The 15,536-nt window shown below is 65.6% G+C and carries 13 protein-coding genes; 4 read left to right on the forward strand and 9 right to left on the reverse strand.

Annotated features, from left to right (window positions below):
* The first annotated feature begins 85 nt into the window (after positions 1–85).
* The gene (locus tag ACIQF4_RS05135; protein WP_400516122.1) at positions 86–1,330 is read left to right on the forward strand and encodes an APC family permease; all 1,245 of its coding nucleotides are present in this window, start codon (positions 86–88) and stop codon (positions 1,328–1,330) included.
* Between the two features lie 135 nt (positions 1,331–1,465).
* Here the strand turns inward: ACIQF4_RS05135 and hisS are convergent, their stop codons facing one another.
* Complete coding sequence (hisS, locus tag ACIQF4_RS05140) at positions 1,466–2,830, reverse strand: histidine--tRNA ligase (RefSeq protein ID WP_400516121.1); 1,365 nt, start codon at positions 2,828–2,830, stop codon at positions 1,466–1,468.
* A 232-nt stretch (positions 2,831–3,062) separates the two neighbouring features.
* On the opposite strand from hisS, the gene ACIQF4_RS05145 reads away from it, so the two are divergent.
* From ACIQF4_RS05145 to ACIQF4_RS05155, 3 genes are all read left to right on the forward strand, one after another.
* Positions 3,063–3,881, forward strand: a complete 819-nt coding sequence (locus ACIQF4_RS05145) for a peptidylprolyl isomerase (RefSeq protein ID WP_400516120.1) — start codon at positions 3,063–3,065, stop codon at positions 3,879–3,881.
* A 67-nt stretch (positions 3,882–3,948) separates the two neighbouring features.
* Entirely contained in the window at positions 3,949–5,562 is a 1,614-nt protein-coding gene (locus tag ACIQF4_RS05150; RefSeq protein ID WP_350003127.1) for a DUF349 domain-containing protein, read from the forward strand.
* A 123-nt stretch (positions 5,563–5,685) separates the two neighbouring features.
* Positions 5,686–6,414 carry a hypothetical protein gene (locus tag ACIQF4_RS05155; protein WP_400516119.1) on the forward strand — a complete coding sequence of 243 codons (729 nt, stop codon included), beginning with the start codon at positions 5,686–5,688 and terminating at the stop codon, positions 6,412–6,414.
* On the opposite strand, the gene ACIQF4_RS05160 is transcribed toward ACIQF4_RS05155, so the two are convergent.
* The 8 genes from ACIQF4_RS05160 to ACIQF4_RS05195 form a co-directional block, all read right to left on the reverse strand.
* Positions 6,295–8,688: a RelA/SpoT family protein gene (locus ACIQF4_RS05160; protein WP_400516118.1), complete on the reverse strand. Its 2,394-nt coding sequence runs from the start codon at positions 8,686–8,688 to the stop codon at positions 6,295–6,297. The two genes, ACIQF4_RS05155 and ACIQF4_RS05160, sit on opposite strands and share 120 nt — an antisense overlap.
* 133 nt (positions 8,689–8,821) lie before the next feature.
* Positions 8,822–9,844, reverse strand: coding sequence for a protein translocase subunit SecF (gene secF, locus ACIQF4_RS05165; protein WP_400516117.1), 1,023 nt, complete (start codon positions 9,842–9,844; stop codon positions 8,822–8,824).
* Positions 9,844–11,601: a protein translocase subunit SecD gene (gene secD, locus ACIQF4_RS05170; protein WP_400516116.1), complete on the reverse strand. Its 1,758-nt coding sequence runs from the start codon at positions 11,599–11,601 to the stop codon at positions 9,844–9,846. The genes secF and secD overlap by 1 nt, the downstream gene beginning before the upstream one ends.
* Before the next feature lie 100 nt (positions 11,602–11,701).
* Entirely contained in the window at positions 11,702–12,097 is a 396-nt protein-coding gene (gene yajC / locus ACIQF4_RS05175; RefSeq protein ID WP_400516200.1) for a preprotein translocase subunit YajC, read from the reverse strand.
* 288 nt (positions 12,098–12,385) lie between these two features.
* Positions 12,386–13,441, reverse strand: coding sequence for a Holliday junction branch migration DNA helicase RuvB (gene ruvB, locus ACIQF4_RS05180; protein ID WP_400516115.1), 1,056 nt, complete (start codon positions 13,439–13,441; stop codon positions 12,386–12,388).
* Positions 13,434–14,078, reverse strand: a complete 645-nt coding sequence (gene ruvA, locus ACIQF4_RS05185) for a Holliday junction branch migration protein RuvA (RefSeq protein WP_400516114.1) — start codon at positions 14,076–14,078, stop codon at positions 13,434–13,436. Before ruvA ends, ruvB begins: the two co-directional genes overlap by 8 nt.
* 91 nt (positions 14,079–14,169) lie before the next feature.
* Positions 14,170–14,748, reverse strand: coding sequence for a crossover junction endodeoxyribonuclease RuvC (gene ruvC / locus ACIQF4_RS05190; RefSeq protein ID WP_400516113.1), 579 nt, complete (start codon positions 14,746–14,748; stop codon positions 14,170–14,172).
* A 31-nt stretch (positions 14,749–14,779) separates the two neighbouring features.
* Complete coding sequence (locus ACIQF4_RS05195) at positions 14,780–15,535, reverse strand: YebC/PmpR family DNA-binding transcriptional regulator (RefSeq protein WP_231456866.1); 756 nt, start codon at positions 15,533–15,535, stop codon at positions 14,780–14,782.
* Position 15,536: the final 1 nt, after the last annotated feature.

Below are 15,536 nucleotides of genomic sequence, written 5' to 3' on the forward strand. Positions count from 1 at the left end.
GCGGGAAGTCGATCGGGAAGTTAAATAGGATCATTACGGGAACAATCCCGTTCGAGTTTACCCGCTGCAAAGGGACTGCCACCGCATGAGCGCACACCAGCAACTTCAACGCAGGCTGGGCACGTTTGATGCCACGGCCATCGGACTCGGCTCAATGCTGGGAGCGGGGGTGTTTGTTGTCTTCGCGCCTGCGGCCGCGCTGGCAGGCCAGATGCTGGCCCTGTCGGTGGTGATTGCCGGGGTGGTTGCCTACTGCAACGCCGTCGCCTCGGCCGCCCTCGCCGCGAAGTATCCCACCAGCGGAGGAACCTACGTCTATGGCCGCGAACAGCTTGGCCAGTGGCCGGGATTCCTTGCCGGCTGGGGCTTCGTCACCGGGAAGACTGCGTCCTGCGCTGCCATGGCACTGACCTTCGGCAGCTATGCCTGGCCGGGCTACGCAGTGCCGGTTGCCGTGGCGGCCGTGGCTGTCCTCACCGGCGTCAACCTGCTGGGCATTACCCGTACGGCGCTGCTCACGCGGATCCTGCTGTGCATTGTGCTGGCCACCCTTGTTTTTGTTGCCGTAGCCGCAGCCGTGGGGCCCCATCCCGCCAGCGGCGCCGGCGGTCCTGCGGCCGAAGCGTCGCTGGGCGGGGTGCTGCCGGCGGCTGGACTGATGTTCTTTGCCTTTGCCGGCTACGCGCGGATCGCCACGCTGGGCGAGGAGGTCAAGGATCCTGCCCGGGCCATCCCGCGCGCAATCATCGCCGCCCTGGCTGCTGCGTTCGCGATCTACCTGGCTTTGTCGCTGCTCCTGCTGAACCACCTTCCCGGCGGGCAGCTCGCCGCAACCCGGACGCCGCTGCTGGACGCGGTGCTCGAGTCACGGTTTGAGGCAGGTGCAGTCCTGGTGCAGGTGGGCGCCGCCGCCGCCTGCCTGGGAGCCCTGCTGGCGCTGATCACCGGCGTGGGCCGGACCACCATGGCCATGGCGCGGGAACGGGACCTGCCCTCGCCGCTGGCGAAGGTGGGGGGAAAGCACACTGTTCCGTACGTTGCCGAACTCGCCGTGGCCGCCGTCGTAATCCTGCTTCTCCTCACCACGGACGTCATGACGGTGGTGGGCTTCTCCAGCTTTGGCGTGCTGATTTACTACGCTGTGGCCAACGCTTCCGCGTACACCCTGGCGGCGCACCCTGGGTACGCACCCAAGTGGCTGAACGCCGTCGGCTTCGGAGCCTGCCTGCTGCTGGCCTTTACCCTGCCGCCGGCGTCCGTCCTGACCATGGTGGCCGTGCTGGCAGCCGGCGTGGCCGGGCGGTGGCTGGTGCTGCGGCTGCGGCACTAGCGCCGCCCACGGCGCGGAGCGGGCCCGTCGCGGGGCACATTGGTCGGCCCACAGGCCGTCTGCGGAAGAATCGGCGGCGGGTCTGTGCCAAAGTGCCCCACGACGGCGGCGCAGGGCGCCAGGGGTGCGGTGCGGCTAAACGGCTGCTGGTGCCGGCTCTGCAGCCGTAGACACCTGCACTGCCAGGTCTTCGGCCGGCGGCATCCAGGTTTCCGGTGCTGCGACTACCTGTTCGCCGGTGCGGAGGTCCTTGACCTGGTGCGTGCCGTCGTCGTCCGTGAACCAGACGAACGGGATGCCGCGGCGGTCGGCGAACTTGATCTGCTTGCCGAACTTTTCGGCCTTCGCGGCCACTTCGGTGGGAATTCCGCGGCTGCGCAACTGGGCGGCCACGTCCTGCGCAGCGTCCCAGCTGTCATCGTGCGTGAGGGCCACCAGCACGGCAGTGGGAACCGAACGTGAGGCCCTGGCCAGGTCCTGGCTGAGGATGCGGGACACCAGCCGGGTGACGCCGATGGAAAGTCCGACGCCCGGGAACTTCCGGTTCCCCTTCGAGGCCAGCGCATCATACCGGCCGCCGGAGCAGATGGAGCCCAGCTGTTCATGCCCCACCAGCACGGTTTCCACCACTGTCCCGGTGTAATAGTCCAGGCCGCGGGCGATGCTGAGGTCCGCCACCACCTTGCCCGGTGCCCGCTGGACGGCCGCCTCAATGACCTGTTCAAGCTCGCTGAGTCCCTCCTCCAGCAGATCATTGGTGACACCCAGCGCGCGGACCTGGGTCACGAACGAGGTGTTCTCGGTGCGGATTCCGGCCAGCTGCAGGGCCTTCTGCGCCTGGTCATCGGTGGCGCCCAGTTCCGACTTCAACAGTTCCGCGACCTTCGCCGGGCCGATCTTTTCGAGTTTGTCGATGCTCCGCAGCACACCCGCCGTGTCATCCAGGCCAAGACCGCGGTAGAAGCCCTCGGCGAGCTTCCTGTTGTTGATGCGCAGGCGGAAGTCCGGGATGGGGAGGGCGCTCAGCGCCTCAGCGATCACCAGGGCAATCTCGACGTCGTAGCGGAACGGCAGCTCGCCGTCTCCCACCACGTCGATGTCCGCCTGGGTGAACTCGCGGGCGCGGCCTTCCTGCGGGCGTTCGCCGCGCCATACCTTCTGGATCTGGTAGCGCCGGAAGGGGAACGCCAGGTAGCCGGCGTTTTCGACGACGTAGCGGGCGAACGGGACAGTGAGGTCGAAGTGCAGGGCAAGTGCGTGCGCATCGCCTTTGCCTTTTGCCTCACCTTCGTCCTCCTGGAGGCGGCTCAGCGCGTACACCTCCTTGTCGATCTCCCCCTTGCGCAGCAGCTGGCCAACCGTTTCCACGGCCCGGGTTTCAATGGAGGAGAACCCGTGCAGCTCGAACACCCGGCGCAGGGTATCCAGCACATGGAGCTCCACCAGCCGCTCCTCGGGAAGCCACTCGGGGAATCCGGACAGGGAGGCGGTGCGTGCCATGGTGGAGTTTCTCCTCTTGGTAAAGGGCGGCAGGGAGGGGCGCGGCAATTGGCCCGAAACGGGCTTACGGCGGCGGCACCCCGGCCAGTCATGCATAAACTATGTGCGGCAGTCAGTTTATGTCGTCTCCCGCCGGCTTCTCTAATGCGGCGGACCGGCAGGCCCGGCCGCCCCACGCCAGCACACGCGGTGCACAGCCGCGCGTGCTGCAGCCCGACTATGAGGAGGACCCTTGGCGGCCAGTTCACGCAGTGCCCGCGAAACGAGACGGCGCATCCAGCAGATGGAAGCCAAGCGGGCCATGCGACGGGACCAGGAAAGCAGGCGCAAGCGCGACAACCTCATCGCCGCCGGTGCCGGAGCGGCCGCCGTTGTTTTCGCCGTCGTCCTCCAACTCACTGCTTTTGCCGGCAACCCCACCGAGGAAGAGTTCGCCGCCGCAGAAGCCGGGCTGAGCAGCCCGTCCGCGTCTGCGGAGCCGTCCGCCAGCCCGTCCGCGCAAGCAACCAACGGCCCCAACATCCCTGCCGCGGATACCGCCGCGGGGCAGACCTTTACCGGCGAGCTCGTGCTGAACGGCAGCGCCCTCGGCGTGGAGCTGAACGGAACGGACGCTCCCCAGGCAACAGCGGTGTTCAAGTCGCTCAGCGATGAGGGCTACTTCAGCGGCAAGACCTGCCACCGCCTCACCACAGGCGAGACCTTCGGCGTCCTGCAGTGCGGCTCCCCCACCGGCGACGGGCAGGGCGACCCGGACTACACCTGGGGTCCGCTGGAGAACACGCCGGAGGACAATGCCTATCCGGCCGGAACCATCGCAGTGGCCCGGACCGGCAACAACGCGTTCGGAAACGGCACCCAGTTCTTCATTGTCTACAAAGACACGGTCATCCCCGCGGACAGCGCCGGCGGCTACACCGTGGTGGGGAAGGTGACATCGGGGCTGGACGCGGTGTCCAACCTGGCCGCCGCCGGCATCACGCCGGGCAGCAGCGACACGGACGGCGCGCCCGTCGAACCAGTCACGATAGACTCGTTTTCTCTGAAGTAGGAAGCCCGGCCGCTATGGCCGCGGTGCAGTACGTGAGTATTTCCCTCCAAGCGAAAGACTTTTAGCGGTGACAGACAGTCAGAAATCCGACGAAACGGCAACAGACCTGACCGAAACGGCGGCCCCCGCGGCCGACGGCGCAGGCACTGAGGCATCCGGTACCACGGCAGTGGAAGCTCCTGAAGCCGTGGCTGCGGCAGCAGAACCTGCTGAAAGCGAGGCTGGCCCCTCCGCTCCCGCCGATGACACTCCTGCTGATGGCACTCCCGCGGATGATAATTCCGTGCCTGCCCCCGCACCGGCAACTGCACCGGCCCCCTCACCCTCCCCCCGGGCGGCGGCACCGTCCCCGGCCGCGTTCGCTTCCCGCCCCAAGCCTGCCGCTGCCGCCCCCGCTGCGGCTGCTGTTCCGGCAGCGCCTGCCACCTCTTTGGCCGAGGCCTCGAAGTGGGGCCGGGTTGAAGGCGACGGCCACGTATTCCTGACCATAGACGGCAGCGAGCATGCCGTCGGGCAGTACCCGGGCGTCAGCGACGACGAAGCCCTTGCCTACTTTGCGCGCAAGTATGACGACGTCGTAGCCCAGATTGTGCTGCTCGAACAGCGCGTCAGCTCCAAGGCACCCAGCACGGACATGCAGAAGACCGTCACCCACCTCCGCGAACAGCTGGCGGAACGGAACATGGTGGGCGACCTCCGTGCGGCCGAGGCGAGACTGGACAAGCTGGCCGAGCAGATCAGTGAGCTGGAGAAGGCCGAAAAGGCCGAGCACGAGGCCGTCCGCGCCTCTGAACTTGCAGCCCGTGAGGCAATTGTTGCCGAAGCTGAGCAGATCTCCGGCCAGGACCCCGCACAGACCCAGTGGAAGACCTCCAGTGCCCGCATGAACGAACTCTTCGAGGGCTGGAAAGCAGCCCAGAAGAGCGGCGTGCGCCTGGGCCGCAGCAACGAAGACGCCCTGTGGAAGAGGTTCCGGGCTGCGCGGACTGTATTCGACCGCCACCGCCGCGCCTACTTCTCGCAGCTGGACAGCAATAACTCCGCGGCGAAGTCCGCCAAGGAAAAGCTGATCGCCGAGGCCGAAGCATTGTCTACCTCTACGGACTGGGGTTTTGCCGCCGGCGAGTACCGCAGGCTGATGGACCAGTGGAAAGCATCACCCCGCGCCAGCCGCAAGGACGACGACGCACTCTGGGCACGGTTCCGTGCGGCCCAGGATGTGTTCTTCACCAACCGCCAGGCTGCCAACGACGAGATCGACCAGGAATACTCGGCGAACCTCACCGTCAAGGAGGCACTCCTGGTGGAGGCCAACGCCATCCTTCCAATCAAGGACCTGGCGGCAGCCAAGAAGGCACTGCAGTCCATCCGTGACCGTTGGGAAGAAGCAGGCAAGGTCCCGCGCGGCGACATGGGCCGTATCGAGGCCGGGCTCCGCAAGGTTGAAGATGCCGTCCGCAACGCTGAGGAAGAGCAGTGGCAGCGCTCCAACCCGGAGCGGAAGGCGCGCACCAACAGCGCCCTGTCCCAGCTGGAATCCGCGATCGCAGGCCTTCAGGACGATCTTGCCAAGGCAGAGAAGACCGGCGACCAGCGCAAGATCAAGGCCGCCCAGGAAGCCCTCGAGGCGCGGCAGGCCTGGCTCGACCAGATCCAGCGCTCGGCCAGCGAACTTTCCTAAGCCACCACGCTCTGGCTCGTCCGCCTGCTTCGCAGGCCGGCGTCTGCGGCAGGCCCGGCTCGGTTATCCACATAACCGGACCGGGCCTGTCCCTGTTAAGGGCCTGCGCGGCAGGATGGACGAATGGCGACTCCATCGGCTTCCGCAGGCAATGACCAACCCCCTGCAGCAGAAGCGGCAGCACCACGCTTCCCTGAGCTCTACGTCCCGGACATGCCCTTCGCCATGCCGGAACTGCAAACCCTTGCCGCGGACGGGCTCCTGGACCGGCTGTACCACCGTGGGTACACGCTGCCCGGGGTGGCCGCGTCCCCGCAACTGCGTGCACGGGCAGCGGCCGGGGCGGTACCGTTGCCGGTCAGGCAAAGGGTGGTTGCCGGCCGCATGACAGCAGCCTGGATCTACGGCTGTGCGGCGGAACCGGACAGACTTGCCCTGTTGGTGGATGCCAAACGGAGGGTCTCAAGCCTCCGGAACACCAGGGGCTGCACCCTGCACGAGGTGAAGCTTGGACCCTTTGACGTGGTCAGCCTCGGCGGCCTGATGGTCTCCAGCCCGCTGCGGACTGCCCTGGACATTGCCCTGCACGTGGAATCAGGCAGGGCTATCCCCGCACTGGAGGGCTTGCTGGCGCGCCCGCAAAAGGACGTCCGCCTGCGCCTGCTGGTCCTGGCCATAGAAGCTACGCCCCGCGTGCCCCACAAGCGCGCCGCCCTGGAAAAGCTCGCCGCGCTAGCTCCGGCGCTTGTTGCCGGTGGTCCGGTAAACGTCGAACACGCCGTCGATCCTGCGCACAGCGCTGAGGACGTGGCTCAGGTACTTGGGGTCGCCCATCTCGAAGGCAAACTTTGAGATTGCCACCCGGTCCGTGGAGGTATGCACGCTGGCCGCCAGGATGTTCACGTGGTTCTCGGACAGGACCCGGGTCACGTCAGACAGCAATGACTTGCGGTCCAGCGCTTCCACTTGGATCTCGACCAGGAAGACGCTGGATTGCGTAGGTGCCCAGTCCACGTCCACAATGCGGTCGGGTTGGTCTTTCAAGTCCGAGATGTTGGTGCAGTCAGTCCTGTGCACCGAGACTCCCGAGCCCCTGGTGACGAATCCAAGGATCGGGTCAGGCGGGACAGGCGTGCAGCAGCGGGCCAGCTTGACCCAGACGTCACCGACGCCGCGGACCACCACGCCCGAGTCGGAGAAGCGTGCCTTGGTGACCTGGGTGGGAATACTGACTTCGGTGATGTCGTCGTCGGCGCTCTCATTGCCGCCGAGGCTTTCCACCAGTTTTTCCATGACCGACTGGGCGGAGGTGTGCCCGTCGCCCACCCCGGCGTAGAGGCCCGAAATGTCAACGTACTTGAAATCCTCTGCCACTGCGGCGAGGGCCTCGTGGGTCATCAGCCGCTGCAGCGGAAGGTTCTGCTTCCGCATTGCGCGGGTCAACAGTTCCTTGCCGCGGTCGATTGCCTCTTCCCGGCGTTCCTTGCTGAACCACTGGCGGATCTTGTTCCGTGCCCGGGCGCTCTTGACGAAGTGCTGCCAGTCCTGGCTGGGCCCCGCACCTTCGGCCTTGGAGGTGAAGATCTCCACCCAGTCCCCGTGGTTCAGTTCGCTGTTAAGCGGAACCAGTTTTCCGTTGACCCGGGCACCGATGGTCCGGTGCCCCACCTCGGTGTGCACTGCGTACGCAAAGTCCACGGGTGTGGACCCGGCGGGCAGTGCCATGACTTCGCCCTTGGGGGTGAAGACAAAAACTTCCCGTGCATTGATTTCGAAGCGGAGGGAGTCCAGGAATTCGCCCGGATCCGAGGTTTCCTGCTGCCAGTCCACCAGCGAACGCAGCCAGCCCATGTCCCCGTCCCGGGGGCTTCCGGGGCCAACCGCGGTCCGGTTGGGCTGGTCCTTGTACTTCCAGTGCGCAGCCACGCCGTATTCAGCACGGCGGTGCATCTCATGGGTACGGATCTGGATTTCCACCGGCTTCCCGCCGGGTCCGATCACCGTGGTGTGCAGTGACTGGTACATATTGAACTTCGGCATCGCGATGTAGTCCTTGAACCTGCCGGGCAGGGGGTTCCAGCGCGAGTGCATGGCGCCGAGGGCTGCGTAGCAGTCCCGGACGGAGTCCACCAGGACACGGACACCCATGAGGTCGTTGATGTCGTCAAAGTCCTTATCGCGGACAATCATCTTCTGGTAGATGGAGTAGTAGTGCTTGGGGCGGCCGGTGATGGTCGCCTTGATTTTGGCGGTACGGAGGTCTTCGGTGATCTGGTCGCGGATGACGCTCAGGCTCTTCTCCCGCTCGGGGGTCCTGTCTCCCACCATCCGGACGATCTCTTCATAGACCTTCGGGTACAGCGCGGCGAAGGAGAGGTCCTCCAGCTCCCACTTGATGGTGTTCATGCCCAGCCGGTGCGCCAGGGGGGCAAAGATCTCCAGCGTTTCGCGGGCCTTTCGGGCAGAGGATTCTGCGGAGACGAACCGCCAGGTCCGGGCGTTGTGCAGCCGGTCCGCCAGTTTGATCATCAGGACACGGATGTCCTTTGCCATGGCAACAACCATTTTGCGGACGGTCTCGGACTGCGCGGCCTCACCGAAGCTGACCTTGTCCAGCTTGGTCACACCGTCCACGAGCATGGCCACTTCGGGCCCGAAATCCCGTTTCAGGTCAGCGAGGGTGTAGGGCGTGTCCTCCACTGTGTCGTGGAGCAGGGCCGCTGCCAGAGTGGTTCCGCTCAACCCAAGTTCAGCCAGGATGGTGGCCACGGCCACGGGATGCGTGATGTAGGGGTCGCCGCTCTTGCGCTTTTGACCGCGGTGGCTTTGTTCCGCAACATCGAAGGCCCGCTGGATGAGGTCGAAGTCCTCTTTGGGGTTGTTGGCCCGGACTGTCCTCAGCAGGGGCTCAAGGATGGGTGAATACGTGGCCGTGCTGCGCCCCGTCAGCCGGGCCAGCCTGGAGCGGGTGCGTTCCCGGCGGCCGGGAAAGGTGGCGCGGGAGCCGGAGTTGTCGACCGGAACCAGCGGGCCAGGGCGCGCGGACGAGGCCACCCCGGCCTGCGTACCGTTGGCAGCACTCTTGTCTCCTTGTGCCGCTGGCGCTGACGCCGAACGCTCTTCCAATGAAGTACCCCTCACCACCGTTTAATTACTTCAGTCTATTCCCCGCAGCGGTGAGATTTATAACCAGCACCCTAAACACGGACGGGCCGGTCACCGCCAGGATTCTGGCTGTGGCCGGCCCGTGGCGTCTGACTTACGCCTGGACTGTTTCTACTACTGAGGATCCGGAGCCTGGCCCGGTACCGGCACGCCGGTGCTCAACCCGCTTCGCCTGCCTGGCGAGGTCGGGTTCGTTCTGGCGCAGCCAGGCATACAGTGGGGCCGCCACGAAAATGGTGGCTGCCGTGCCGATCAGGATTCCGACGAACAGTGCCAGCGAAAGGTCGCGCAGCGTCCCGGCACCCAGCAGCCCGGCACCGATAAACAGAATGGCGCCCACGGGAAGGATCGCAACCATCATGGTGTTGATCGACCGGACGAGGGTCTGGTTCACGGCAAGGTTGACCTCCTCGGCGAACGTGCGGCGGGTGGACGCATCGAGGTCGGCGGTGTTCTCGCGGATCTTGTCGAAGACAACCACCGTGTCGTACAGGGAGTAGCTGAGCACGGTGAGGAACCCGATGATCGCGGACGGAGTGACCTCGAAGTCGCTGAGGGCGTAGACGCCGGCGGTAATGAACATGGTCACCGCCATGCCCGCGATGGCCGACAGTGACATCTTCCACGTGCGGAAGTACAGCGCCATCAGCACTGCCGCGAGGAGGACGAACACCACAAGGCCGATCAGGGCCTGCTTGGTGACATCCGCACCCCAGGTCGGTCCAACGAAAGTGGAGGTCACCTCGTTGTCAGTGACGCCGTAGGCGCTGGTGAGCCCCTCCTTGATGCGGAGCGTCTCATCGTCCGTCAGCTTGTCCGTCTGGATCCGCATGGTGGTGCCGGCGACGTTCGCAACGCGCGGCACACTGCCCTGGACCACGTCAGTAACGGCCTTCTCCCCCAGCGCCGCATCGGTGGTCTGCACGTTGGAGACCGTGAATTCGGACCCGCCACGGAACTCGATGCCGAGGTTGAAGCCGCCCTTGGCCAGCGGAATGATGATGGACAGGACAACGGCCACGGCCGCGATGATGAACCAGAGTTTCTTGGCACCTACAAAGTTGTAGGACCGCTTTCCGGTGTAGAGCTCGTTGCCGAAGTTGGCGAAGCCTGACATTACTTGTTCTCCTTCGCTGAGGACTTCGAGGAGCCCGCGAGCTGCTCCTGCTTCTCCGCCAGGCGGCGTTCGGCGATGGTCATCCTGCGTTCCGCTTCGGCAGCCGCGCCGGCGTTCTTGGTACGGACAGCGGCAGGCTTGTCTGCAGGGGTGCGGACACGGCCGGCGCCGCGGTACAGCGGCACGGCTCCCAGCCGTTTCGGATCAAGGCCGGACAGCCGGTGCCCTTCGCCGAAGAACCTGGTGCGCGCCAGCATCTGCAGCGTCGGGTGGGTGAACATGAACACCACAATGAGGTCTGCAATGGCCGTCAGGCCAAGGGTGAAGGCGAAGCCCCGGACGTTGCCCACAGCCACGAAGTAGAGGACCAGTGCAGCCAGCAGGTTAACGGCCTTGGAGGCCAGCACCGTCCGCTTGGCCCGCTTCCAGCCGTTCTCGACGGCGGAGACCAGGCCGCGGCCTTCACGGAGCTCGTCCCGGATGCGTTCGAAGTAGACGATGAAGGAGTCCGCCGTCTGTCCGATTGCCACGATGAGGCCCGCGACTCCGGCCAGGGACAGCCGGTAGTTCTCGGTCCAGCCCAGGATGGCGATTGCGAGATACGTCAGGACGCCGGCGACCACCAGTGAAGCGATGGTCACCAAGCCAAGCGCCCGGTACTGGAACAGGGAGTAGACCACCACGAGGAGCAGGCCGATGATGCCCGCCAGGAGGCCCATGCGCAGCTGCTCACCGCCGAGGGTTGCCGAAATCTGCTGCTCGCTCTGGATCTCGAAGCTGATGGGCAGTGCACCGAAGCGGAGCTGGTCCGACAGGGCCTTGGCGCTCTGCTCGGTGAACCCGCCGGTGATCTGCGGGCGGCCGTCGGTGATGACGGCGAGGGACCGCGGAGCGGAGATGACCTGGTCATCCAGCACAATGGCGAACTGGGCCTTCGGATCGTTGCCCGCATCGCCGCCGGCGGCAACGTAGAACTGGTTCAGGCGTTCGGTGACCTCTTTGAACCTGGCCGTGCCTTCGTCGTCGAACTGGATGTTCACTGCCCAGTCGTTGGTGACGGCACCCTGCGCACCCTGCTGGAGCTGGAAGGAGGACGTAACGATGTTGCTTCCCTTAACTTCCACGGGACCCAGGATGTACTTGATCGCAGGGTTCGTCTCGGAAGCCGGCTCACAGGTCACCAGCGGCTTGGCCGGGTCGGACCGTTCCCGCTCGTCCTGCGCCGGGTTGTCGCAGTCAAGGGTTTCGAACTCGCGGTAGATCTCCGGGGTGATCCAGTTGATGTCGCTGCTGTTGGCGGGTTCCGCCGTCGGCTTGGGCAGCTGGTCCTCCGGCGCCCGCTGCTCCTCCGGCACTGGCGCACCGGCACCGGCGAGCAGCACGGGCCGGAAGTTCATGTCGGCGGAGGCCTGGATCAGGTCGCGCGTCTGGCTGGAGGGGGTGCCGGGAAGGCTGACCACCACATTGCGCCCTGACTGGGTGCTGATCTCTGCTTCTGCAACACCTGAACCGTCAACGCGCTGGCGGATGATCGCCACGGCCTGGTTGAGCTGTTCCTCGTTGATGTCCGAACCGCCTTCGACCTTGGGCGCCAGGATCATCTGGGTGCCGCCTTCGAGGTCCAGCGCCAGCTTGGGCGCCCAGCTTGCCTGCCCGGCAAGGGTTCCGCCAGCCAGGACGGCGGTGAGGGTGGCGAGGAGTACACCGAGCCAGACCAGGACCCTGAGGCCTGGTTTCTTGGGGCCAGTTCGTGCCATTGTCGATCTTTCTCTTATTCACGGAGGAACCGCCGGTGCCTGCTTGTGCTTGCACCGGCGGCGGTCCGCAGCGGTAGAGGTGTTGTGGATGCAGCGGGGACTAGTTGTCCTTCTTGCCCTCGTCATTGAGGCGCTTCAGGGTTTCATCCGGGGTTTCGAGCGGCGTTATGGAGCTGCCGGTCTCCTGCGCCGTCAGAGACGACGCATCGTCCGGGACAGCCGGGGCGTCAGCCGCCGGAACCGCTGCCGGCTCTACGATCTTGGTGACTGCCTGGCGGTGCACGGTAGCAAGGTTGCCGGGGGAAAGCTCCAGCGTGACCTTGTTTTCCTCGTCGTCGATCTCAACGATGCGGCCGAACAGGCCAAAGCTGGTCATGACTTCCACGCCGGGGGCGAACTGTGACTGAAGCGTTGCCTGCTGCTGCTGGGTCTTCTTGTTGCGGCGGAACATCATGAAGATGAAGATGCCGAGCATCACGAACAGCAGGATCGACATGATGTCGATGCCGCCGCCGGGCTGGGTAGTGGTGGTCTGGGCAGTGATGTGTCCGAACACGGGGAAGATCCATTCTGTACGTGCATTGAGCTGTACTTGCATTGAGCCGGTTAACAGCGCCGTCCGCTTTGAACGAGTGGCCTGGCGAAGCTGCTTGCCATCCATTCGCGGGCTGCCGGTAATGCTGCCCGCGGGAACAAAGACCCGAACGTGCCGAGCGTCATACCAGTCTAAAGGGAAAAGCTGAACGGAGCCTGCTATTGGATTCCGGGGCCCGTCAGCCAGGGCTTAGGCGTCGTCTTCGGCAGGCTCGAAGAGGTCCAGCTGCTCCTGGGCAAAGACACCTGACGGAATGGCATAACCCAGGTGGGTCCAGGCCGGAGCCATGGCAATGCGGCCACGCTGGGTGCGGCCCAGGAGGCCCTCCCGGACCAGGAACGGCTCAGCCACGGTTTCCACGGTTTCGGTCTCTTCACCGACTGCGATGGCCAGCGTGGAGAGCCCCACCGGCCCGCCGCCGAACTTGGTAATGAGGGCTTCGAGGACGGCACGGTCGAGCCGGTCCAGTCCCTTCTTGTCCACCTCATACATGTCCAGCGCCGCCGACGCCGCCCTGGCGTCGATCTGGTCAATTCCATGGACCAAAGCCCAGTCCCGGACACGGCGCAGCAGCCGGTTGGCAATACGGGGGGTGCCGCGGGAGCGCCCCGCGATCTCGGAAAATCCCGCCGAGTTGACCTTGAGGTCCAGCAGGCCGGCAGAGCGCCGCAGAACGAGTTCAAGCTCCGGCACGGAGTAGAACTCCAGGTGGCCGGTGAAGCCGAACCTGTCCCGCAGGGGTCCCGGGAGCAGGCCCGCCCGGGTGGTGGCGCCCACCAGGGTGAAAGGCGGCAGTTCGAGGGGAATTGCCGTGGCGCCGGCCCCCTTGCCCACCACGATGTCCACCCGGAAATCCTCCATGGCCATGTACAGCATCTCTTCGGCCGGCCTGGACATCCGGTGGATCTCGTCCAGGAACAGGACTTCGCCCTCGGAAAGCGAGGAAAGAATCGCGGCAAGGTCCCCTGCGTGCTGAATGGCAGGGCCGCTGCTGATCCGCAGGGGCGCACTCATTTCGGACGCAACGATCATGGCAAGGGTTGTCTTGCCCAGTCCCGGCGGGCCCGAGAAGAGCACGTGGTCCGCGCTGCGCCCGCGCATCCGGGATGCCTGAAGAACCAGGGACAGCTGTTTCCTTACCCGGTGCTGGCCCACGAAGTCGTCCAGGTTCTTGGGCCGGAGCGCGGCCTCGATGGCACGCTCCTCGGGCTCCTCCCCCGCGGCCACCAGGGACGGTTCAGCCACGGCTGCCTACGCGGTTGCCGGCCCGTGCACCGTCCTGTCCAAGCCACCGGAGCGTGGTCCGCAGGATCTCCGGCACGTTGCCGCGGAACGAAACCTCGGGATCGTCAGCCAGCGCCTTGTCGATGCTTGAGGAGGCGTCCTTTTCCGACCAGCCCAGGCTGGTCATGGCGGCCACCACCTGAGGCTTCCAGGCGGCTTCGGCCGGGGTGGACGCCGCGGCCGCACCAGCCGTGCCGTGCGGAACCAGCTTCCCGGCCAGCTCCAGCACAATCCGCCCAGCGACTTTGGGGCCGATGCCGGGAACCTTGGTGAACGTCTTGCTGTCCCCCGTGTGCGCGGCCACCCGGATCGCCTCCGGTTCGTGGACCGCAAGGACTGCCAGGGCCAGGCGCGGCCCAACCCCGCTCACACTGAGCAGCACGTCGAAAACCTCACGCTCGTCGTCGGACGCAAAACCAAAGAGCGTCAGCGAATCCTCCCGGACAATCAGGGAGGTGAACAGCTGGCCTTCCTCGCCGGTGCGCAGCCTGCTCAGGGTCTGCGGGGTGGCGTTCACGCTCATGCCCGCCCCGTTGAGGTCAATGACAGCGGTGGAAAGTCCCACATGCGCTACCGTTCCGCGAAGGAAACTGATCAAGGCCTGGCTCCTGGTGTCTTTGCCGGGCTCCAGGGAGCAGGACCGGCTATCCGAACATATCTACGAATACCCTAGCAAGCAGCCAGGACATTCAGCGTGCGCGGCGCGCCTTCGCCTCGGCCTCGGCCCAGGCCCGCTGGGCCGGGGTCAGGGACGAACTGCCCGGGCCGGTAGTAGCAACGGCGGCGCCGCTGCCCGCCCGCCAGGCGTGGGTGATAGCGAGCGCAAGGGCGTCGGCGGCGTCCGCAGGCCTCGGCGGTGCGTCAAGGCGCAGGATCTTGGTGACGAGCTTGGTCACCGCATCCTTGTTCGAGGTACCGCTGCCGGTGACGGCCGCCTTGACTTCCGACGGCGTATGCAGCGCCACCGGGATCCCCCGCCGGGCCGCCGCCGCGATCACCACGCCCGATGCCTGGGCCACGCCCATCACGGTACTTACGTTGAGCTGGGAAAAGACCCGTTCGACGGCGAGGACGTGGGGTTCGTGGCGGTCAAGCCACTCGTCGATGGCGAGGGCGATCACCAGCAGCCTCTGGTCCAGGCTGTCCTCAGGCGACGTTTCCACCACGCCATAGGCAACCATGGTGGCCTGCCTGTTCCGCTCAACGTCCACGACGCCTATCCCGCAGCGCGTCAGGCCTGGATCCACCCCCAGGACGCGGAGCGTCACTGGCAGGAACGCCCCACGTGCAGGCGGAACCTCACTCAGAGTCCAGGGCGGCCTGGACGTCGTCGCTGAGGTCGGCGTTGCTGTAGACGTTCTGGACGTCGTCGAGGTCCTCCAGGGCGTCAACGAGCTTCATGAACTTCTTTGCGGCGTCCAGGTCCAGCGGCACTTCCATGGACGGAACGAATTCCGCCTCGTCGGTGTCGTACTCGATGCCGGCGTCCTTCAGGGCGTCGCGGACGGCCTGGAGGTCCTTGGGGTCCGAGTGGATCTCGAAGGTGTCGCCGTTGTCCTTGACTTCCTCGGCCCCGGCGTCCAGGACGGCCATCAGGACGTCGTCCTCGGTCAGGTCCTTCTTGGGCAGGGTCACCACGCCCTTGCGGCTGAAGAGGTAGCTGACCGAACCGGGATCGGCGATGGTGCCGCCGTTGCGGGAGATGGCGAGCCGGACCTCCGAGGCCGCGCGGTTCTTATTGTCCGTCAGGCACTCGATGAGCAGTGCAGAACCCTGCGGGCCGCGGCATTCGTACATGATCTCGGTGTAGTCCACCACTTCGCCGGTAAGCCCGGCTCCGCGCTTGATGGCACGGTCGATGTTGTCTGCCGGCACCGAGGTCTTCTTGGCCTTGGTCACGGCGAGTTCCAGGCCGGGGTTGCCCTGGAGGTCCGGGCCGCCCATACGCGCGGCAACTTCAATGTTCTTGATCAGCTTGGCAAACGACTTGGCGCGGCGGCTGTCGAGGATGGCCTTCTTGTGCTTGGTCGTTGCCCATTTGGAGTGGCCTGACATG

Origin of the sequence: Pseudarthrobacter sp. NPDC092202 (assembly GCF_044755505.1) — a bacterium.
In the GTDB taxonomy this organism is placed as follows: Bacteria; Actinomycetota; Actinomycetes; order Actinomycetales; family Micrococcaceae; genus Arthrobacter.